We start from the raw sequence: 20,176 nt of genomic DNA, 5'->3' as shown, positions 1-20,176 counted from the left end.
CCTGTCCGGACCCCACACCCGCCCGCGTCGTCAGCGGCCCGGCGTCTCCCTGCCGGTCGCCGTCGGCTCCGCGACCTCCGGGGACGTCGCGCCGTCTGCCGTCGGTCCCGTGACCTCCGGTGCCGCCACGTCCGACCCCTCGTCCGAACCGGTGGCCCGCGCTGCCATCGTGGCGGTGCGGCGCGTCTTGGCCAGGCTCGCGACCGTCGCGACCGCGATCGACCCGAGGATCACGGCCAGCGACAGCCAGATCGGGATCTCGGGCGCCCAGGCGACGTGCTCACCCCCGTTGATGAACGGGAGCGTGTTGGTGTGCAACGCCTCGAGGATGAGCTTGACGCCGATGAACCCGAGGATGACCGACAGTGCGATCGGCAGGTACACCAGCCGCTCCAGCAGCCCGCCCAGCAGGAAGTAGAGCTGGCGCAGCCCCATGAGGGCGAAGATGTTCGCGGTGAAGACGATGAACGGGTCCTTCGTGAGGCCGAAGATCGCCGGGATGGAGTCGAGCGCGAACAGCAGGTCGGTCGAGCCGATCGCGACGAACACCACGAGCATCGGGGTGAACAGCTTCTTGCCGTCGACGACGGTACGCACCTTCGCACCGTCGTAGTCCTTGCTCACCGGGAGCACGCGCCGCAGGAGCCGGATCGCGACGTTCTCCTTGAACTCCTCCTCGTCGTCGCCACCCGCCACCAGCTTGATCGCCGTGTAGATGAGGAAGGCGCCGAAGAGGTAGAAGACCCACACGAACTGCTCGAGGATGGCCGCACCCGCGAGGATGAACGCGCCGCGCAGCACCAGCGCGATGATGATGCCGACCATCAGCACCATCTGCTGGTGCTGCTTGGGCACGGCGAAGCGCGACATGATGATGACGAAGACGAACAGGTTGTCGACGCTCAGCGAGTACTCGGTGAGCCAGCCGGCATAGAACTCCCCAGCGGGGGCCGTGCCGCCCACTGCGAGCATGACCAGCCCGAACACGAGCGCCAGAGCGACGTAGAAGCCGACCCACAGGCCGCTCTCCTTCATGCTGGGCACGTGCGGGCGCCGGCCCACGATGGCGAGGTCCGCAGCGAGCAGGATGATCAGCGCCGCGAGCGACGCCCACTCGAACCAGACCGGCAGCTCGTGGATCATGCATCTCCTTCTGAGGACGTGGTTGCCCCTGCGGTGACCCGACGGTCACGGCGGTCCTTCGCCAAGGAGGCGACGGTCGTGATGGCGAGCACCACCACGATGAAGGACAGGGACAGGCTGGTCGAGATCTCGGGGATGGCCTCGACGTGGTTCCCGCCGTTGATGAAGGGCAGCTCGTTGGTGTGCAGCGCGTGGATCACGAGCTTGATACCGATGAAGCCCAGGATCGCCGCCAGCCCGTAGTTGAGGAAGACCAGCCGGTCGAGCAGCCCGTCGACGAGGAAGTACAGCTGACGCAGACCCAGCAACGAGAAGGCGTTCGCCGCGAACACCAGATACGTCTCCTGGGTGAGCCCGAAGATCGCGGGGATCGAGTCGACGGCGAAGAGCAGGTCGGCGCTGCCGATCGCGACCATCACGATGAGCATCGGCGTGATGTAGCGCTTGCCGTCGATCTTGGTGACCATCTTGTCGCCGACGTAGGAGTCGGTCGTGGGGAACACGCGGCGCGTGAGGCGCAGCACGCCGTTCTCGTTCCACTCCTCGTCGTGCCCCGTGCCCGAGCGGGCCTGGGCGATCGCGGTCCAGATGAGGAACGCGCCGAAGACGTAGAACACCCACGCGAAGTTCGCGATGATCGCGGCACCCGCGATGATGAACACCGTGCGCAGCACCAGCGCGATGGTGATGCCGATGAGCAGCACCCGCTGCTGGTACTCCCGGGGCACCCGGAAGCTCGTCATGATCAGGACGAAGACGAACAGGTTGTCCACCGAGAGGCTCTTCTCGGTGATGTAGCCGGCGAAGTACTCGCCGCCGTACGTCCCGCCCCAGACGATCAGGACGATGACGCCGAAGATCACGGCGACGGCCACGTAGGCGGCCGACCAGAGCGCGGATTCCTTGAGCGTCGGGGTGTGCGGAGTGCGCACGTGACCGATGTAGTCGACCGCGAGCATCGCCAGGATGACGGCGACGGTGACGATCCAGACCCAGGGGGCGACATCCATGCAAAGACCTCCGGTACGCAGCACTGTGACCGAAGGTCTCTTCCGTCACGCGCTGCCACGGTGCCCGCGTGGCACGCGGGCTGGTGGTCACGAGACCGGTGGCGCCGGGCCGACTCCTGCGCCGGCCGTGATGACGACGTCACCGCGGAGGGAATACTCCCCTTCAACGAGGAGTCAGCATACGGGACGCACGACCTCCCGGCGTCCCGCGCCCGCACGGCGGTGCTCAGGCCGTGGCGGCCTGCATCTGCCGGAGCTCCTTCTTCAGACCGCCGATCTCGTCGCGCAGCCGCGCGGCGACCTCGAACTGCAGCTCCGCCGCAGCGGCGTGCATCTGGTCGCTCAGCTCCTGGATCAGCTCCGCGAGCTCGCCCGCGGCGACGCCTGCGAGGCGGTTGCCCGTCGCCGCGCCCTCCTTCGGCGTCCCCGGCACGGGCGCCCGGCCCTTGCCCTGCGACGACGACGGGGCCTTGCGGTAGCCGCCGGACAGGAGCTCGGCGGTGTCGATGTCCTCGCGGGCGAGCATGTCGGTGACGTCGGCGATCTTCTTGCGCAGCGGCTGCGGGTCGATCCCCCGCTCGGTGTTGTACGCGACCTGCTTGGCCCGGCGGCGGTCGGTCTCGTCCAGCGCGTACCGCATCGCGGGCGTCACCTTGTCCGCGTACATGTGCACCTGGCCCGTGACGTTGCGGGCCGCACGGCCGATGGTCTGGATGAGCGACCGCTCTGAGCGCAGGAAACCCTCCTTGTCGGCGTCGAGGATCGCCACGAGCGACACCTCGGGCAGGTCCAGGCCCTCGCGCAGCAGGTTGATGCCGACAAGCACGTCGTACTCCCCCAGCCGCAGCTCGCGCAGCAGCTCGACGCGCCGGAGCGTGTCGACCTCCGAGTGCAGGTAGCGGACCCGCACGTCCTTCTCGAGGAAGTAGTCGGTGAGGTCCTCGGCCATCTTCTTCGTCAGCGTGGTGACCAGGACGCGCTCGTCACGGTCGACCCGCTCGCGGATCTCGTGCAGCAGGTCGTCGATCTGCCCCGTGGTCGGCTTGACGATCACCTCCGGGTCCACCAGGCCGGTGGGGCGGATCACCTGCTCCACGACGCCGTCGGACATCGACAGCTCGTAGTCGCCCGGCGTGGCGGACAGGTAGACGGTCTGCCCGATCCGCTCGACGAACTCCTCCCAGCGCAGCGGGCGGTTGTCCATCGCGCTGGGTAGCCGGAAGCCGTGCTCGACGAGCGACCGCTTGCGCGACATGTCGCCCTCGAACATGGCGCCGATCTGCGGCACGGTCTGGTGCGACTCGTCGATGACGAGCAGGAAGTCCTCGGGGAAGTAGTCCAGCAGGGTGTTCGGGGGCGTGCCCTGCTCGCGGCCGTCGATGTGCCGTGAGTAGTTCTCGATGCCGCTGCACGTGCCGATCTGCCGCATCATCTCGATGTCGTACGTGGTGCGCATGCGCAGCCGCTGCGCCTCGAGCAGCTTGTTCTGCTGCTCGAGCTCCGCCAGGCGGTCCGCGAGCTCCGCCTCGATGCCGCCGATCGCCCGCTCCATGCGCTCCGGGCCGGCGACGTAGTGCGTGGCCGGGAACAGGTAGACGCTCTGCTCGTGGCGGATCACCTCGCCCGTGAGCGGGTGGAGCGTCTGGATCGACTCGATCTCGTCGCCGAACATCTCGATGCGCACGGCGAGCTCCTCGTACACGGGGATGATCTCCACCGTGTCACCGCGCACGCGGAACGTGCCGCGCGTGAACGCCAGGTCGTTCCGGGTGTACTGCATCTGCACGAAGCGCCGGAGCATGTCGTCGCGGTCGACGACGTCGCCGACGTCGAGACGCACCATCCGGTCCACGTACTCCTGCGGGGTGCCGAGTCCATAGATGCACGACACCGATGCGACCACGATCGTGTCGCGCCGCGTGAGCAGCGACGATGTCGCCGAGTGCCGCAGGCGCTCCACCTCGTCGTTGATCGACGAGTCCTTCTCGATGTAGGTGTCCGTCTGCGCGATGTACGCCTCAGGCTGGTAGTAGTCGTAGTACGAGACGAAGTACTCGACCGCGTTGTTCGGGAGCAGCTCGCGGAACTCGGTCGCGAGCTGCGCGGCGAGCGTCTTGTTCGGCGCCATGACGAGCGTCGGCCGCTGCAGCTTCTCGATGAGCCACGCCGTCGTCGCGCTCTTTCCGGTACCGGTCGCGCCGAGCAGCACGACGTCCTTCTCCCCCGCCTGCACGCGGGTGGCGAGGTCCGCGATAGCGGTCGGCTGGTCCCCCGAGGGCGAGTACTCGGACACCACCTCGAAGGGGGCCACCGCTCGCTGCAGGTCCGTCACGGGTCGCATGGCACCACGGTACGACGCGCCCCCGACACCCGAGCCCCGGGCGCGATCAGGCCCGCGAGGGCTCGACCTCGGACTCCTGCTCGACCTCGCGCAGCAGCCGCTGCCAGAGGGTGTCGACCTGCTCGCACAGACCGTCCTCGGTCCCCGTGCCGTCCAGGACGACGTCGGCGACGGCGGACCGTTCCTCGTCCGTGGCCTGGGCACCGACGCGCGCCCGTGCCTCCCCCTCGTCGAGCCCGCGGCCGGCGACCAGGCGTGCGACCCGCTGCTCGGCCGGGGCGTGCACGACCACGAGCAGGTGGAAATGGTCCGCCTGCCCCGTCTCGACCAGCAGCGGGATGTCGTGGACCACCACGGCCCGGTCGTCGGCCGCCCCCGCGAGCGCCTCGCGCTCCGCGGCGATCCGCCGGATCTCGGGGTGCAGGATGCCCTCGAGCCGCGCGCGGGCGTCCACGTCCCCGAAGACCACACGACCGAGCGCCGGCCGGTCGAGAGAGCCGTCCGCCGCGAGCACGCCGTCACCGAAGGCGGCGACGACCTCCTCGAGACCGACCGTCCCCGGCGCCACCACCTCCCGGGCGAGGACGTCGTGGTCGACCACGACCGCGCCGAGCTCGGCGAGGCGGCGCGCGACGACTGACTTGCCTGCGGCGATGCCGCCAGTGAGACCGATGCGAAGCATGGGCCCATCCTCCCCCCGGCGTAGGCTTCCCGCCATGAGCGCCCAGCGGCACCGGGCCGGGGCGAGCCGGGAGGTGCCATGGCGGGCGGACCGATGATGCGCTCCTACCTGAACGACGCGACGGTGACCGACCGCCGTCTGGCGCGCACGACGCTGCGGCGGATCCTCGGCTTCGCCCAGCCGTACCGCGCCTCGCTCGCGGCGTTCGTCGCGCTGCTCGTGCTCAGCGCTGCCGCGGGCGCCGTGACGCCCCTGTTGTTCCGGCGCCTCATCGACGACGGCATTGCCACCGGCGACCGCGGCCTCGTGCTGACCCTCGCGGCCGGGGCCGCAGGCATCGCCCTCCTCACCGCCGCCCTCGCGGTCGCGGAGCGCTGGCTGTCGTCACGGGTGGGCGAGGGGCTCATCCTCGACCTGCGCACCGCCGTCTTCGATCATGTCCAACGGATGCCCCTCGCGTTCTTCGCGCGGGCGCGCACCGGCGCGCTGGTCCAGCGCCTCAACGGCGACGTGCTCGGCGCGCAGCAAGCGTTCACCTCCACGCTGCAGACCGTCGTCTCCAACGGGCTGACGATCGCGTTCACCCTCGCCGCCATGTTCGCCATGTCCTGGCGGCTCACCCTGGTGTCGCTCGTCCTCGTGCCCGCGTTCGTCTTCCCGGCACGCTGGTTCGGCCGCCGGCTCGCCGCGCTGGCCCGCACCGGCTACGACCTCAACGCCGACGCGGGCCAGATGATGAACGAGCGCTTCAACGTCGCCGGCGCGCATCTCGTCAAGGTGTTCGGCGACCCCGAGGCGGAGAGCGCCCGGTACGCCGACCAGGTACGGCAGCTGCGCGACCTCGGGGTCCGCACGGCCATCCTCGGCACCTGGTTCCGCGTCGGTCTGACGACGCTCGCCTCGCTGGCGATCGCGCTCGTCTACGGGCTCGGCGGGCTGCAGGCCATCGCCGGCGAGCTCACCGTCGGCACGGTCGTCGCGCTCACCGCCTACCTCGGGCGCCTCTACGGGCCGCTGACGGCGATGTCGAACGTGCAGGTCGACGTGATGACCGCCCTGGTCAGCTTCGAGCGTGTGCTCGAGGTGCTCGACCTCGAGCCGGCCCTCGCCGACAGGCCGGGCGCCGTCGACCTCCGCCCGGCCGTGGCCGCCGACGGCGCGTCGGTCGAGCTCGACCACGTGACGTTCCGGTACCCGCGGGCCGACGAGGTCTCGCTCGCCTCCCTGGAGTCGGTCGCCACCCTGCGCTCGGACCCCACCGAGGACACGTTGCGGGACGTGTCGTTCACGGTGCCCGCCGGCGCCATGGTCGCGCTCGTCGGGCCGTCGGGCGCCGGCAAGACCACCGTCTCGCAGCTGGTCTCGCGCCTGTACGACCCCACGTCGGGCGCCGTCCGGATCGCCGGCCTGGACCTACGCGACGTCACGGCGGCGTCCCTGCGGGGCACCGTCGGGGTGGTCTCCCAGGAGGCGCACCTGTTCCACGACACCGTGGCGGCGAACCTCCGCTTCGCCCGCCCTGACGCGTCGGACGACGACCTCGAGCGGGCGCTGCGTCAGGCCCGGATCTGGGACCTGGTCGCCCGCCTGCCGGAGGGCGTCGAGACCGTGGTCGGCGACCGCGGCTACCGCCTGTCCGGCGGAGAGCGTCAGCGGCTCGCCATCGCGCGGCTGCTGCTCAAGGCGCCCGACGTCGTGGTGCTGGACGAGGCCACGGCCCACCTGGACTCCGAGTCCGAGGCGGCGGTGCAGGCGGCCCTCGACCAGGCGCTGGCGGGCCGCACCTCGCTCGTCATCGCCCACCGGCTCTCCACCGTCCGCGCGGCGGACGCGATCGTCGTCCTCGCCGACGGGCGTGTCGTGGAGGTCGGCACGCACGGCGAGCTGCTCGCCGCGGGCGGCCTGTACGCCGAGCTCTACGCCACGCAGTTCGCCGCGGCGGAGACCAGCGCCGCGGAGTGACGCCCGCCGTGGGCTGCCGGCGGGCCCTGCACGAGGAACGACGACAGCGGTGAACGACGACGGCGGCCCGCCACCCCGAGGGGTGACGGGCCGCCGTGGGCACCGGAGGGTCGCGGACGACCCGGCCGGATCAGTTGCCGGTGAGCTTCTCGCGGAGCGCGGCGAGCGCCTCGTCCGAGGCGAGCGTGCCCGCGGCCTCCTGCGCCGGCGGCGCCGACGAGTAGGAGGACGAGGACGACGACGAGGAGCTGCTGCTGCTGCTGCTGGAGGAACCGCCACCGGGGACCGCATCGTTCACGGCCGCGTCGGCGTCCGCCGCGATGGCCGCACGGACCTGCTCGCGGTGCGACTCCCAGCGGGTGTGCGCCTTGGCGTACTCCGCCTCCCAGGCCTCGCGCTGCGTCTCGAAGCCCTCGAGCCACTCGTTGGTCTCCGGGTCGAAGCCCTCGGGGTACTTGTACTCCCCGTTCTCGTCGTACTCGGCCGCCATGCCGTAGAGGGCGGGGTCGAAGTCCTCGGACTCCGGGTCCATGCCCTCGTTGGCCTGCTTGAGCGAGAGCGAGATGCGGCGACGCTCGAGGTCGATGTCGATGACCTTGACGAACACCTCGGCACCGACGCTGACGACCTGCTCGGGCAGCTCGACGTGGCGGACGGCCAGTTCGGAGATGTGCACCAGGCCCTCGATGCCGTCCTCGACGCGGACGAACGCACCGAACGGCACGAGCTTCGTGACCTTGCCGGGCACGACCTGGCCGATGGCGTGCGTGCGGGCGAAGGTCTGCCACGGGTCCTCCTGCGTCGCCTTCAGCGACAGGGAGACACGCTCGCGGTCGTGGTCGACGTCGAGCACCTCGACGGTGACCTCCTGGCCGACCTCGACGACCTCGGACGGGTGGTCGATGTGCTTCCAGGACAGCTCCGAGACGTGCACCAGACCGTCGACGCCGCCGAGGTCCACGAACGCACCGAAGTTGACGATCGAGGAGACGACACCGGGGCGCACCTGGCCCTTCTGCAGCGTCTGCAGGAAGGTGGAGCGCACCTCGGACTGCGTCTGCTCGAGCCAGGCACGGCGCGACAGGACCACGTTGTTGCGGTTCTTGTCGAGCTCGATGATCTTGGCCTCGATCTCCTTGCCGACGTACGGCGCGAGGTCGCGGACGCGACGCATCTCCACGAGGGAGGCGGGGAGGAAGCCGCGCAGACCGATGTCGAGGATGAGGCCGCCCTTGACGACCTCGATGACGGTGCCGGTGACGACGCCGTCCTCCTCCTTGATCTTCTCGATCGTGCCCCAGGCGCGCTCGTACTGGGCGCGCTTCTTGGACAGGATCAGACGACCCTCCTTGTCCTCCTTCTGGAGGACGAGCGCCTCGACGGCGTCGCCAACGGCGACGACCTCGCCGGGGTCGACGTCGTGCTTGATCGACAGCTCGCGGGAGGGGATCACGCCCTCGGTCTTGTAGCCGATGTCGAGGAGGACCTCGTCGCGGTCGACCTTGACGATCGTGCCTTCGACGATGTCACCATCGTTGAAGTACTTGATGGTGGCGTCGACGGCGGCAAGGAAGTCCTCCTCGGTGCCGATGTCGTTGACGGCAACCTGCGGGGCGGACTTCGTGGTGGAGATGGTCATTGAGTGGATGCTCCGATGCGGACAGGGCGTAGTGCGGACAGGGTCTGTGGCGCGGGCACCCGGCGTCGACGCGGCGATCGATCCGCACTCGGCGATTCGACCTCCAGGACGCCCTCGGGCGCACTGCACCGCCGACAATCCTATCGACGGCGCCCCGAAGGGTCAACGCGCCGGGTCAGCCGACCGCCGGGACTCCCGAAAGGGCCCGCGCGGCCGTGCCACGATGACCCGGTGAGCGACCATCCTCCCCCGCGCCGGCCCGTCACGCACGCGGGCTACGACGACGTCCCTGCCGACGCCGGCGACGCGGCCGCGCGGGGCTGGTGGGACGAGAACGCCGACGAGTACCTGGCGGAGCACGGGGACTTCCTCGGCGACGCCGGCTTCCGGTGGGGACCCGAAGGGCTCACCGAGGCGGAGGCCGGTCTGCTCGGCGACGTCGACGGCGCACGGGTGGTCGAGGTCGGCGCCGGGGCGGCGCACTGCTCGCGGTGGCTGCTCGCCCAGGGGGCCCGGGTCGTGGCGACGGACGTGTCCGCCCGCATGCTGGCGGGTGCGGCCCACCTCGACGCGGTCACCGGCACCCGCGTGCCCCTGGTCCAGGCGGACGCCCGGGCCCTCCCGTTCGCCTCCGCGAGCGCCGACGTCGTGTTCACCTCCTACGGGGCGGTCCCGTTCGTGGCGGACGCCGCACGGGTGCACGCCGAGGCCGCGCGGGTGCTCCGCCCGGGCGGACGGTGGGTGTTCTCCGTGACCCACCCCGTGCGCTGGGCGTTCCCCGACGACCCGACCGTCCGTGGCCTCACGGCGCACCGCTCCTACTTCGACCGCCGCCCCTACGTCGAGACCGACGACCTCGGGGAGGTGCGCTACGCGGAGTACCACCGCACGGTCGGCGACCACGTGCGCGACGTCGCCGCCGCCGGCCTGCGCCTGCGCGACGTCGTCGAGCCCGAGTGGCCCGCGTGGAACACCGCCACCTGGGGTGGCTGGAGCCCCGAGCGCGGCGCCGTGCTCCCGGGTACCGCGGTCTTCGTGACGACCAAGGACTGACGGCCCCTGGCCGGGCGCCTCAGGCGGGCTCGAGCGTCCGGTGCGGCACCCGGCCGCTGCCGCCGTCGTCGGTGGTGACGAAGACGAACGCGGGCCAGGTGTCGTCACGGTCACCCACCCGCACCCGGGTCCCCGGCAGGACCCGCAGCGGCGGCCGGGACGGGAACTCGTGGTCCGCGGCGACGCGTGCCGGTCGGACGTCCATGGTCCTCGCCCCCGCCCCGTACCCCGCGGCCGGCCGTCAGTGCCCGGCGTCGTGCCAGGTCGGCCCGGCGCCCACGGAGACGTCCAGCGGCACGTCCAGCTGCACCGCCGAGCCCATCTGGGTGCGCAGCACGTCCTCCGCGGCCTCCCGTTCGCCCGGGGCCACCTCGACGACGAGCTCGTCGTGCACCTGCAGCAGCAGCCGCGAGGCAAGGCCCCGCTCGTCCAGCTCGCGCTGCACGCCGAGCATCGCGACCTTGATGATGTCCGCGGCGCTGCCCTGGATCGGCGCGTTGAGCGCCATGCGCTCCGCCATCTGCCGCCGCTGCCGGTTGTCGCTCGTGAGGTCGGGCAGGTAACGGCGACGCCCGAGGATCGTCGCGGTGTACCCCGTGGCCCGCGCCTCCTCCACCACGCCCGTGAGGTAGTCCCGCACTCCCCCGAACCGCAGGAAGTAGTCGTCCATGAGCGACTGCGCCTCGCTGGTGGGGATGGTGAGCTGCTGCGACAGGCCGAAGGCGCTCAGCCCGTACGCGAGGCCGTAGCTCATGGCCTTGATCTTGGAGCGCATCTGGGCCGTCACGTCCTCGGGCGCGACCTCGAACACGCGCGAGCCCACGTAACGGTGCAGGTCCTCCCCCGACCGGAAGGCCTCGATCAGGCCCTCGTCGCCGGACAGGTGCGCCATGATGCGCATCTCGATCTGGCTGTAGTCGGCGGTCAGCAGCGTCTCGTACCCGTCGCCGACCCGGAAGGCCCGGCGGATGCGTCGTCCCTCCTCGGTGCGGATCGGGATGTTCTGCAGGTTCGGGTCGGTCGAGCTCAGGCGGCCCGTCGCGGCGATCGTCTGCTGGAAGGTCGTGTGGATCCGGCCGTCCGGCGCCACCGACTTGAGCAGCCCCTCGACGGTCGACCGCAGCCGGGTCGCGTCGCGGTGGGCCAGCAGGTGCTCGAGGAACGGGTGCTCGGTCTTGACGTAGAGGTCCTGCAGGGACGCCGCGTCGGTGGTGTAGCCCGTCTTGATCTTCTTGGTCTTGGGCATCCCGAGCTGGTCGAAGAGCACCTCCTGCAGCTGCTTGGGGCTGCCGAGGTTCACCTGCCGGCCGATCACGTCGTAGGCGTCCGCCGCGGCGTCCGCGACCATCTCCGCGAACTGGCGCTCGAGCTCGGTGAGGTACTCGACGTCCGCCGCGATCCCCGTGGCCTCCATCCGGCCCAGCACCACCGTGAGCGGCAGCTCGAGGTCCGCGAGCAGCCCGGCGGCACCGCGGTCGTCGAGCTGCCCCCGCAGGGCCTCCGCGAGATCGACGACCGCCGCGGCCCGCACCGCCGCCTGACGCGCGCGCGGGTCGTCGTCCGTGCCGTCGAGCGCGAGGTCCAGCGCGCCCTGCCCGCCCGCGTCGGCTGCCTCCCCGGCGGACAGCTCCCGTCCGAGCTGGCGCACCGTGAGGTCCGCGAGGTCGTAGCCGCGCTGGTCCGGGTAGCAGAGGTAGGCCGCGAGCTCGGTGTCGAAGGTGACGCCGTGCAGGTCGAGCCCGCGCCCTGCGAGCTCGTGCCAGGCCGACTTCGCCCCGTGCACGACCTTGCGTGCCGCAGGGTCGGCGAGCCACGCCGCGAGGGCGCGCTCGTCCTCGGGCGTCGCGTCCGCGAGGTCCACGACGGCGGCCCCGCCGTCCTGGGCGTCCTCCTCGCCGTCCGCGACCGCGACCTCCCAGGCGTCGCCCGCACCGGGCGTCGCCGTCCCCGTGACCTCGACGCCCAGCGGACGGCCCGCACGATCGGCGAGCCAGGCACCCAGGCCGCCCGGCGAGAGCGTCGCGAGGGCGACCTGCACGCCCGCCAGCTCGGCGGCCTCGGCCGGCTCGGCGGCCGGGTCCGCGGCGAGCAGCCGGTCGCGCAGCGTGCCGAACTGCAGGGTGTCCGAGACGCGGTGGACCGCCTCCCGGTCGAACCCGGCAAGGCTGAGGTCGCTCACGGCCAGCGGGAGCTCCACGTGGTCGAGGAGCGCGTTGAGCTCGCGGTTGAGGCGCACCTGGTCCAGCGCGTCCCGCAGGTTCCCCGCGGCCTTCCCTTTCAGCTCGTCGACGTGCTCGAGCAGCGGCTCGAGGCCCCCGTACGTGGTGACCCACTTGGCCGCCGTCTTGGGGCCGACGCCGGCCACGCCCGGCAGGTTGTCGCTCGACTCGCCGACCAGCGCCGCCAGGTCGGGGTACTGGTGCGGGGGCACGCCGTACTTCTCGGTGACCGCCTCCGGCGTCATGCGTGCCAGCTCCGACACGCCGCGCTTGGGGTAGAGCACGGTCACGTCCTCGGTGACCAGCTGCAGCGAGTCCCGGTCCCCGGAGCACACCAGCACGTCGAGGCCCGCCTCGGCGCCCTCCCGGGCGAGGGTGGCCAGGATGTCGTCCGCCTCGATGCCGTCGCGCTGCACGAACGGGATGCGCAGCGCCTCGAGCACCTCCTTGATGAGCGGCACCTGGCCGCGGAAGACCTCGGGCGTCGCGTCGCGGTTGCCCTTGTACTCCGGGAAGCGCTCCGTGCGGAACGTCACCCGGCCGGCGTCGAACGCCACGGCCGCGTGCGTGGGCCGCTCGTCACGCAGCAGGTTCGTGAGCATCGAGGTGAAGCCGTAGACGGCGTTCGTCACCTGGCCGCTCGAGGTCACCAGCGTGTCCGGCAGCGCGAAGAACGCGCGGTACGCCATGGAATGGCCGTCGATCAGCAGGAGGCGTGGGCGGGTCCCGGTTCGCGCGGAGGTCGTCACGGGTGCCAACCTATCGCCCATGTCCGACACCACGGCCGACGTGCCGCAGTTCCCCCGCACCCTGGAGCAGTGGGTCGCCGCATCGCGCGGCACGCTCATCGAGCGGCTCGGCATCGAGCTCACCGAGGTGGGCGCCGAGCGCACCGCGGGCACGATGCCGGTGGCCGGCAACACGCAGCCGGCCGGCCTGCTGCACGGCGGGGCGACGGCGTCCCTCGCGGAGACCCTCGCGTCCGTCGCCGCACAGCAGCACGCCGGGCCGGGCCGGGCGGCGGTGGGCCTGGAGCTCAACGCGACGCACCACCGCGGGGTGCGGTCGGGGACGGTGCACGGGGTGGCCGACGCCCTGCACCTGGGCCGGTCGACGGCCGCCTACGAGATCGTCGTCACCGACGACGACGGGCGCCGCGTCTGCACGGCGCGGCTGACGTGCATGATCCTCGACGCGCCCTGACCGGCGACCCGGGTCAGGACGGGACGGACTCGCTGGCCGCGCCGCGCTGTGGCACGACGCCCAGCGCCGTGACGCCGTCCGCGTCGACCTCGGGCCGGTCCGCTGCACGCTCGGCGGCCACGCGCAGGGCGGCGTCACGCTCGGCCTGGAAGGCGCGCAGGTCGACCGGGCCGGTGGGCAGGCCCGCGGCGCGGGCCCGGCGGCGCCGGGCGACCAGGTCCTCGATCGCGGCGCGGGTCGCCTCCCGGCGGCCCGCCCGCGCGACGACGCGCGACGCGCGAGGGTTCTCCTGCGCCAACCGGCGCTGCAGCGTCGCCGTGGCCACCACGCGGTGACCCGACGTCGGGGCGAAGCCGAGCCGGGCGAGGAACCGGTGCATGCCGCGCGCCCCGGGGGCCGGCGCGCAGTACACGTTCTCCGCTCCCCGCTGCCCGGCCACGGCAGCAGCCGCGGCCACCAGGGCGTGCCCGACGCCGCGGCGTCGGGCGGACGGCGAGACGAAGACCGCGTCGACGTACAGGCTCGTCGTGGTGGCGAACAGCATCGGATCGATGACACGCAGCACCGCGAAGCCGCAGATCTCGCCCTCGTGGGTCGCGACGAGGACCTGCCCGCCCGCGCCCACCAGGACGCTCAGGTGCTCCAGGAGGCGCGAGGCGTCCGCACGCGTCCCCTGCACGGCGGTCGGCGACTCCTCGACCGCGCGCTCGGCCAGGTGCGCGACGTCGACCATGTCGGCCTGCTCGGCCGGCCGGACCTCGACCGCTGCACGCATCGGCACCTCCTCGACGAAAGACCGTCTCCCGGCCCCGGTCCGCGGCAGGAGCTCTCCCCACCCGGCCTCGCAGGACCCCGTCCGGGACAGCCCCGGACTCACGATCGTTGAAGCATGAATATCACAGATTGGTTACGGCACCCAGGCGACGATAGCGACCCGCAGGCGCCCGCACAATGGGCGGTGGCCCGGTCGCAGGACTTCTCCTGCGACCGGGCCACCGGTGCTGCGGGTCAGGCCCCGCCGACCTGCTCGATCACGGCGTCCGCGACCTCGCGCATCGTGAGACGGCGGTCCATCGACGTCTTCTGGATCCAGCGGAAGGACTCCGGCTCGCTCAGGCCCATCTTGGTCATGAGCAGGCCCTTCGCACGGTCCACGCGCTTGCGCGTCTCGAACCGCTCGGCGAGGTCGGCGACCTCGGCCTCGAGCGCCCCGATCTGCTGATAGCGGGAGATCGCGATCTCGACCGCGGGCAGCAGGTCCGCCGGGGTGAACGGCTTGACGACGTACGCCATCGCGCCGGCGTCCCGCGCCCGCTCGACGAGCTCGGTCTGCGAGAACGCGGTGAGCAGGACCACGGGCGCGGCGTGCGCCTTGCCGATCCGCTCGGCCGCCGAGATGCCGTCCAGCTCGGGCATCTTGACGTCCATCACGACGACGTCGGGCTTGAGCTCGGTCGCGAGCCGCACCGCGGTCTCGCCGTCGCCGGCCTCGCCGACGACGTCGAAGCCCGCCTCGCGGAGCGTCTCGACGACGTCCATCCGGATGAGCGCCTCGTCCTCGACGACGACCGCGCGACGCGCGGGTCGCTCCGGCGTCTTCGGGGCTTCGGGCTCCTGGTCGATCAGGGGCGGCAGGTCGAGCGGCACCGTCGCCTCGGGCTTCGCGTCGTGGGGCTTCTCGTCGGTCACCCGTCCATCCTAGTGGCCGTGACGGGGCGCCGCGTCCCGTGCCCGGTGTGACGCGTGCGACGCACCCCTGCCGACCGCGTCGGCGAGCGCCCGGCCCGACGTCCCCGGCCCGCTCGAGACGGTTCGGTGCCCTCCCCACCCGTGTGGTTCGATGGGCCCCGCGCCCCGGTAGCCCAACCGGCAGAGGCAATCGGCTCAAACCCGATCCAGTGTGGGTTCGAATCCCACCCGGGGCACCTCTCGTCCTCGCGGCCTTTCCCGCCGCCCCGCTTTCGCCACCTCCCTTGCCGCCGACCACGGGTGTCGGTAACTTTCAGGAGCACGGCCCATCAGGGCAACCATTGACGAAACCGCGACGTGTCCGGCGCCGCTCGGTTCCCGCGACGAGGCGAGGACCCCGCGGCCCCATCGCGACGGCGACGACGCCGGCGCACCCCCGCAGGACGGTCTGTCGCCGACGACGAGGTCGGCCCGCCGTCCTGCCACCCGCACCGAGGCAGGAAGGACCCTGACGATGCGCAACGACCACCCCGAGGCCCGCGCCGCGGCCACCCGGGGACCCCGGCTCGACCGGCGCCAGCTGCTCACCGGCGCCGCCCTGGGCGCGGCAAGCGTCCCCCTCGCCGCGCTGGGCGCCCAGGCGCTCCCCCGCGGCGGCGTCCCGACCGCCGCCGACTACCCCGCCCGTCCCGTCGTCCCCGGCGCCGACCGGGCGCACGCCGCCGGGTGGGCCGAGCTCCGCGGCGACCGGGTCGGCGTCATCACCAACCCCACCGGCGTGCTGCGCAACCTGCGCAACGTCGTCGACGAGATGCACGAGTCCGGCGCTGTCGACCTCGTCGCCGTCTTCGGGCCCGAGCACGGCTTCCGTGGGACGGCCCAGGCCGGCGGATCGGAGGGCACCTTCGTCGACGAGCGCACCGGCCTGACCGTCTACGACGCCTACGGCGCAGGCGTCGCCAAGACGACCGAGCTGTTCCGCGCCGCGGAGGTGGAGACCGTCGTCTTCGACATCCAGGACGTCGGCGCCCGCTTCTACACCTACATCTGGACGATGTGGACGGCGATGCAGGCGGCCGTGGCGACCGGGGCGCGCTTCGTGGTCCTCGACCGGCCCAACCCCGTCGGCGGGACGGCCCGCGGGCCGATGATGACCAGCGGGTACACCTCGGGCGTCGGCGCCAAGGAGATCGTGCAGGCCCACGGCATGACGGTGGGCGAGCTCGCCCGTTTCTTCGACGGCGAGTTCCTCCCGGACGTCGCCGGCGACCGGCTGTCCCGCCTCGACGTCGTCGAGGTCGGCGGCTGGCGGCGCGACGTGGTGTTCGGCGCGACCGGCCTCGACTTCGTCATGCCCAGCCCCAACATGCCGACCCCCGACACTGCGCTGGCCTACCCAGGGACGTGCATGTTCGAGGGGACCAACCTGTCCGAGGGGCGCGGCACCACGCGCCCGTTCGAGCTGATCGGCGCGCCCTACGTCGACCACCGCTGGGCCGCGGCCCTGGGCGACGCCGGACTGCCCGGCGTCATCTTCCGGGAGGCCTACTTCAACCCGACCTTCTCCAAGCACGCCGGCACGGCGTGCGCCGGCGTGCAGGTCACCGTCGACGACCCGGCCCGCTTCGACCCGGTGCGCACGGGGGTGGCCATGCTGGTGACGGCCGCGTCGTTGTACCCCGAGTTCGCCTGGCGCCAGGACGCGTGGGACCCGCAGCGACCGTTCTGGATCGACAAGCTCACGGGGTCGCCCCGCCTGCGGCAGCAGATCGACGCCGGGGCCGGTACCGACGACGTCGTCGCGGCCTGGCAGGACGAGCTGGCCGCCTTCGACCGGCGCCGACAGCAGTACCTGATCTACCGCGGGCCGCGGGCATGAACGCCCGGGTGCGGCCCACGCCGCGCGGGCGCGGCCTGCTGACGGCGGGGCTGGCGGCCGTACTGGCGGCGGGGCTCGTCGCCGTCCCGCTCGTGCACGCGACGTCGGCCACGGCGGAAGGAGGGCCCGCCGTGCGGTTCATGCCTCCGTCGACCACGCTCGGCCTCGCCGAACCCTCGGACCTCGGCCTGGACCCGGGACCGATCGAGGCCGCGGTGGCGCAGGTGCGATCCCACGAGACGCCGGTGCCGGGCGCCGCCTACCCGATGTACCCCGGGGCCGTCGGCCTCCTGGGGTACCGGGGGAAGGTCGTGGCCACCGATGCCAGCGGCTGGGCCGTGGCGTACGGGGACGCCGGCGTTGCGCTGCCGGAGGACCAGCGCGTCCCGATGCGCGAGGACACGATCTTCGACCTCGCGTCGGTGACGAAGCTCTTCACGTCGATCGCCGTGGTGCAGCTCGTCGAGGAGGGCCGCGTCGGGCTGGACCAGCCCGTCGCCACCTATCTGCCCGAGTTCGCCGCCGGGGGCAAGGAGCAGGTGACCGTCCGGCAGCTGCTCACCCACACGTCCGGGTTCGTGGCGTGGCTGCCGCTGTGGAGCCGCTATCCCGACCCCGAGTCCCGTATCGCCGCGGTGATGGCGCAGCCCCTCGACGCGCCGCCCGGGACGCGGTACCTCTACAGCGACCTCAACCTCATCAGCCTCGGCGTGCTGGTCGAGCGGCTGCGCGGGGCTCCGCTCGACCAGGTCGTGGCGGACCGGGTCACCGGGCCGCTCGGCATGGGCGACACCGGCTTCAACCCCACCGCCGTGGACCGCACCGCCGCGACCGAGTACCAGGCCAGCCCGCCCCGGGGCGTGGTCCGCGGCGAGGTGCACGACGAGAACGCGTGGTCCCTCGGCGGGGTGGCCGGGCACGCGGGGGTCTTCTCGACCGCCGGCGACCTGGCCGTGCTCTCCCAGGCACTGCTCAACGGCGGCCGCTACGGGACGGCGCGCATCCTGTCCCCCGCCTCGGTGCGGCTCATGGTCACCGACTTCACCACCGCGTTCCCGGGCGACAGCCACGGCCTGGGGTTCGAACTCGACCAGCGGTGGTACATGGACGCCATGTCCGGCCCGCGGACCGCGGGCCACACCGGGTACACGGGGACGTCCCTCGTGATCGACTTCGAGTCGCACTCGTTCGCGATCCTGCTGACGAACCGTGTGCACCCCTCGCGGAACTCCGGCAGCATCAACGTCGCGCGCCGCGAGTGGGCGCACGGCCTGGCCTACGCCCAGGGGGTCGAGGCCCGGCGGGGCACGGACGCCTGGTTCTCGGGCGACGCGAACGCCACCACGTCCACGCTGACCACGGCGCTCGACGTGCCCGCCGCCGGCGGACGGCTCGCGTTCGACCTCTACCTCGACACCGAGGAGACGGACCTGCTGCACCTGGAGACCTCCGCCGACGGCGGGGCCACCTGGGCGCCGCTGCCGTTCGAGGTGCGCGACCGCGGGCCCGCGGTGGAGTGGGACGGCGTCGCGTCCGGGTCCGGCAACCGCCGGTGGGCGCAGGCAAGGGCCGACCTGCCTCCGGGCGAGCTGCTCGTGCGGTGGCGCGTCGTGACCGACCCGGGCTACCTGGGCCGCGGCGTGCTGGTCGACGGCGTCGTCGTTCGCGGACAGGGCGGTCTCCTGCTCGACGGCGAGGCGACGCCGGACGCGTTCGCGGCCGACGGGTGGCGGCTCGTCGAGCGCTGACCGGCCCCGCGCGCCCGGCCCGGAAGCCCCGGGCCGGGACCACGACGCCGGGGGCGTCCCGCAGGTCCGGCCTGCGGGACGCCCCCGGCGTCGTGGGTGGTGCGGGCGTCCGCCGCGCGGCCCGGTCAGACGTCCGAGTGGCTGCCCACCTGGTGCACGAGGATCGAGTTCGTGGTGCCGGGAACGCCCACGGGGGCGCCCGAGACGATCACGACGCGGTCGCCGGGCTCGGCGAGACCGTTCGCGCGCAGCGTGGAGTCGACCTGGCCGACCATGGCGTCGACGCTGTCGACCTTCGGCACCTGGTAGGTGGTGGTGCCCCACGTCAGCGCGAGGACGTTGCGCACGCTCTCCTCGGGGGTGAAGGCGAGCAGCGGGATCCCCGAGCGCAGGCGCGACATGCGCTTGGCGGAGTCGCCCGACTGGGTGAACGTCACGAGGTACTTCACGCCGAGCGAGTCGCCGATCTCGGCCGCCGCGCGGGTGATGATGCCGCCGCGGGTGTGCGGCGTGGAGCCGAGCGGCGCGATGCGCTCGCGCCCCGCCTCCTCCGTCGCCTCGATGATGCGGGCCATCGTCTGGACCGTGATGATCGGGTAGTCGCCGACGCTCGTCTCGCCGGAGAGCATCACCGCGTCGGCACCGTCCAGGACGGCGTTGGCGCAGTCGGAGGCCTCGGCGCGCGTCGGCGTCGGGCTGGTGGTCATCGACTCCAGCACCTGCGTGGCGACGATGACCGGCTTCGCGTTGCGGCGGGCCAGCTCCACGATGCGCTTCTGCACCAGCGGCACCTGCTCGAGCGGCATCTCCACGGCGAGGTCGCCGCGGGCCACCATGAAGGCGTCGAACGCGGCGACGACCTCCTCGAGGTTCTCCACCGCCTGCGGCTTCTCGATCTTCGCGACGACCGGGACGGTGCGCCCCTCCTCCGCCATGATCTGCGCGACGTCGTCGTAGTCCTTGGCCGACCGCACGAACGACAGCGCGATGATGTCCGCGCCCAGGCGCAGGGCCCAGCGCAGGTCGTCGGTGTCCTTCTCCGACAGCGCCGGCACGGAGACCGCGACGCCGGGAAGGTTCAGGCCCTTGTTGTTCGAGACCGGGCCGGGCACCTCGACGGTCGTCACGACGCGCGGGCCCTCGACGGCGGTGACCCGCACGCGGACCTTGCCGTCGTCGATGAGGATCGGGTCGCCGACGCGTGCGTCGTGCGGCAGGCCCTTGTGGGTGGTCGAGACCAGCTCCTTGGTGCCCTCCACGTCCTCCGTCGTGATGGTGAACGTGTCACCCTCGTTCAGGAAGTGCTTCTGGTCACCGGCGAACCGGCCGAGCCGGATCTTCGGCCCCTGGAGGTCGACGAGGACCGCGACGTTGCGACCGGAGTCCTTCGCCGCCGCTCGTACACCGTGGTAGACGGCCTCGTGCTCCGCCTGCTCCCCGTGGCTCCGGTTGATCCGGGCCACGTCCATGCCCGCGTCGACCAGCTCACGGAGCTTGGTCGGGGACGCGGTCGCGGGTCCGATGGTGCACACGATCTTCGCTCTGCGCATGTCTCCAGCCTCGTCGTCGATCCGCCCCGGCGCGAGCCGGGACGGGCACCGGGTGCCG

General features: G+C 72.3%; 15 protein-coding genes and 1 tRNA gene. 6 read left to right on the top strand and 10 right to left on the bottom strand.

Annotation, left to right across the window (positions count from 1 at the left end; all coding sequences use genetic code 11):
* Positions 1-30 precede the first annotated feature (30 nt).
* The 4 genes from B5Y66_RS13815 to coaE all read right to left on the bottom strand — a co-directional run bounded on the left by B5Y66_RS13815 (position 31) and on the right by coaE (position 5,176).
* Positions 31-1,143 carry a TerC family protein gene (locus tag B5Y66_RS13815; RefSeq protein ID WP_079575096.1) on the bottom strand — a complete coding sequence of 371 codons (1,113 nt, stop codon included), beginning with the start codon at positions 1,141-1,143 and terminating at the stop codon, positions 31-33.
* Entirely contained in the window at positions 1,140-2,153 is a 1,014-nt protein-coding gene (locus tag B5Y66_RS13810; protein ID WP_079575095.1) for a TerC family protein, read from the bottom strand. The genes B5Y66_RS13815 and B5Y66_RS13810 overlap by 4 nt, the downstream gene beginning before the upstream one ends.
* 226 nt (positions 2,154-2,379) lie before the next feature.
* A complete protein-coding gene (uvrB, locus tag B5Y66_RS13805; RefSeq protein ID WP_079575094.1) occupies positions 2,380-4,494 on the bottom strand; it encodes an excinuclease ABC subunit UvrB in 2,115 nt (704 codons plus the stop codon).
* Positions 4,495-4,540: 46 nt separating this feature from the next.
* Positions 4,541-5,176 carry a dephospho-CoA kinase gene (gene coaE / locus B5Y66_RS13800; protein WP_079575093.1) on the bottom strand — a complete coding sequence of 212 codons (636 nt, stop codon included), beginning with the start codon at positions 5,174-5,176 and terminating at the stop codon, positions 4,541-4,543.
* A gap of 78 nt (positions 5,177-5,254) precedes the next feature.
* Between coaE and B5Y66_RS13795 the strand changes: the two genes are divergently transcribed.
* A complete protein-coding gene (locus B5Y66_RS13795; RefSeq protein WP_079575092.1) occupies positions 5,255-7,138 on the top strand; it encodes an ABC transporter ATP-binding protein in 1,884 nt (627 codons plus the stop codon).
* Between the two features lie 130 nt (positions 7,139-7,268).
* Here B5Y66_RS13795 and rpsA read toward each other — a convergent pair whose 3' ends face one another.
* Complete coding sequence (gene rpsA, locus B5Y66_RS13790; RefSeq protein WP_079575091.1) at positions 7,269-8,777, bottom strand: 30S ribosomal protein S1; 1,509 nt, start codon at positions 8,775-8,777, stop codon at positions 7,269-7,271.
* A 231-nt stretch (positions 8,778-9,008) separates the two neighbouring features.
* Between rpsA and B5Y66_RS13785 the strand changes: the two genes are divergently transcribed.
* A complete protein-coding gene (locus B5Y66_RS13785; protein WP_139820892.1) occupies positions 9,009-9,830 on the top strand; it encodes a class I SAM-dependent methyltransferase in 822 nt (273 codons plus the stop codon).
* A 19-nt stretch (positions 9,831-9,849) separates the two neighbouring features.
* Here the strand turns inward: B5Y66_RS13785 and B5Y66_RS13780 are convergent, their stop codons facing one another.
* Both B5Y66_RS13780 and polA read right to left on the bottom strand, forming a co-directional pair.
* Positions 9,850-10,035, bottom strand: a complete 186-nt coding sequence (locus tag B5Y66_RS13780) for a hypothetical protein (protein WP_079575089.1) — start codon at positions 10,033-10,035, stop codon at positions 9,850-9,852.
* A 36-nt stretch (positions 10,036-10,071) separates the two neighbouring features.
* Positions 10,072-12,819 carry a DNA polymerase I gene (gene polA / locus B5Y66_RS13775; RefSeq protein WP_079575088.1) on the bottom strand — a complete coding sequence of 916 codons (2,748 nt, stop codon included), beginning with the start codon at positions 12,817-12,819 and terminating at the stop codon, positions 10,072-10,074.
* On the opposite strand from polA, the gene B5Y66_RS13770 reads away from it, so the two are divergent.
* On the top strand, positions 12,818-13,252 hold the full coding sequence (locus B5Y66_RS13770; protein ID WP_079575087.1) for a hotdog fold thioesterase: 435 nt from the start codon (positions 12,818-12,820) through the stop codon (positions 13,250-13,252). The genes polA and B5Y66_RS13770 overlap by 2 nt on opposite strands.
* 13 nt (positions 13,253-13,265) lie before the next feature.
* Here B5Y66_RS13770 and B5Y66_RS13765 read toward each other — a convergent pair whose 3' ends face one another.
* Together B5Y66_RS13765 and B5Y66_RS13760 are read right to left on the bottom strand one after the other, a co-directional pair.
* Positions 13,266-14,027 carry a GNAT family N-acetyltransferase gene (locus B5Y66_RS13765; protein WP_079575086.1) on the bottom strand — a complete coding sequence of 254 codons (762 nt, stop codon included), beginning with the start codon at positions 14,025-14,027 and terminating at the stop codon, positions 13,266-13,268.
* A gap of 233 nt (positions 14,028-14,260) precedes the next feature.
* Positions 14,261-14,887 carry an ANTAR domain-containing response regulator gene (locus B5Y66_RS13760; protein WP_245807167.1) on the bottom strand — a complete coding sequence of 209 codons (627 nt, stop codon included), beginning with the start codon at positions 14,885-14,887 and terminating at the stop codon, positions 14,261-14,263.
* Positions 14,888-15,103: 216 nt separating this feature from the next.
* Between B5Y66_RS13760 and B5Y66_RS13755 the strand changes: the two genes are divergently transcribed.
* From B5Y66_RS13755 to B5Y66_RS13745, 3 genes are all read left to right on the top strand, one after another.
* Positions 15,104-15,177, top strand: a tRNA-Leu gene (locus B5Y66_RS13755).
* 278 nt (positions 15,178-15,455) lie between these two features.
* Positions 15,456-16,820 carry an exo-beta-N-acetylmuramidase NamZ family protein gene (locus B5Y66_RS13750; RefSeq protein ID WP_079575085.1) on the top strand — a complete coding sequence of 455 codons (1,365 nt, stop codon included), beginning with the start codon at positions 15,456-15,458 and terminating at the stop codon, positions 16,818-16,820.
* Positions 16,817-18,568, top strand: coding sequence for a serine hydrolase domain-containing protein (locus B5Y66_RS13745; protein ID WP_079575084.1), 1,752 nt, complete (start codon positions 16,817-16,819; stop codon positions 18,566-18,568). Before B5Y66_RS13750 ends, B5Y66_RS13745 begins: the two co-directional genes overlap by 4 nt.
* Before the next feature lie 125 nt (positions 18,569-18,693).
* Here B5Y66_RS13745 and pyk read toward each other — a convergent pair whose 3' ends face one another.
* A complete protein-coding gene (gene pyk, locus B5Y66_RS13740; protein ID WP_079575483.1) occupies positions 18,694-20,118 on the bottom strand; it encodes a pyruvate kinase in 1,425 nt (474 codons plus the stop codon).
* Positions 20,119-20,176 lie beyond the last annotated feature (58 nt).

This window comes from Krasilnikoviella flava, from assembly GCF_900167525.1.
In the GTDB taxonomy this organism is placed as follows: Bacteria; Actinomycetota; Actinomycetes; order Actinomycetales; family Cellulomonadaceae; genus Isoptericola; species Isoptericola flavus.
This window is presented reverse-complemented; position numbering and strand designations above follow the sequence as displayed.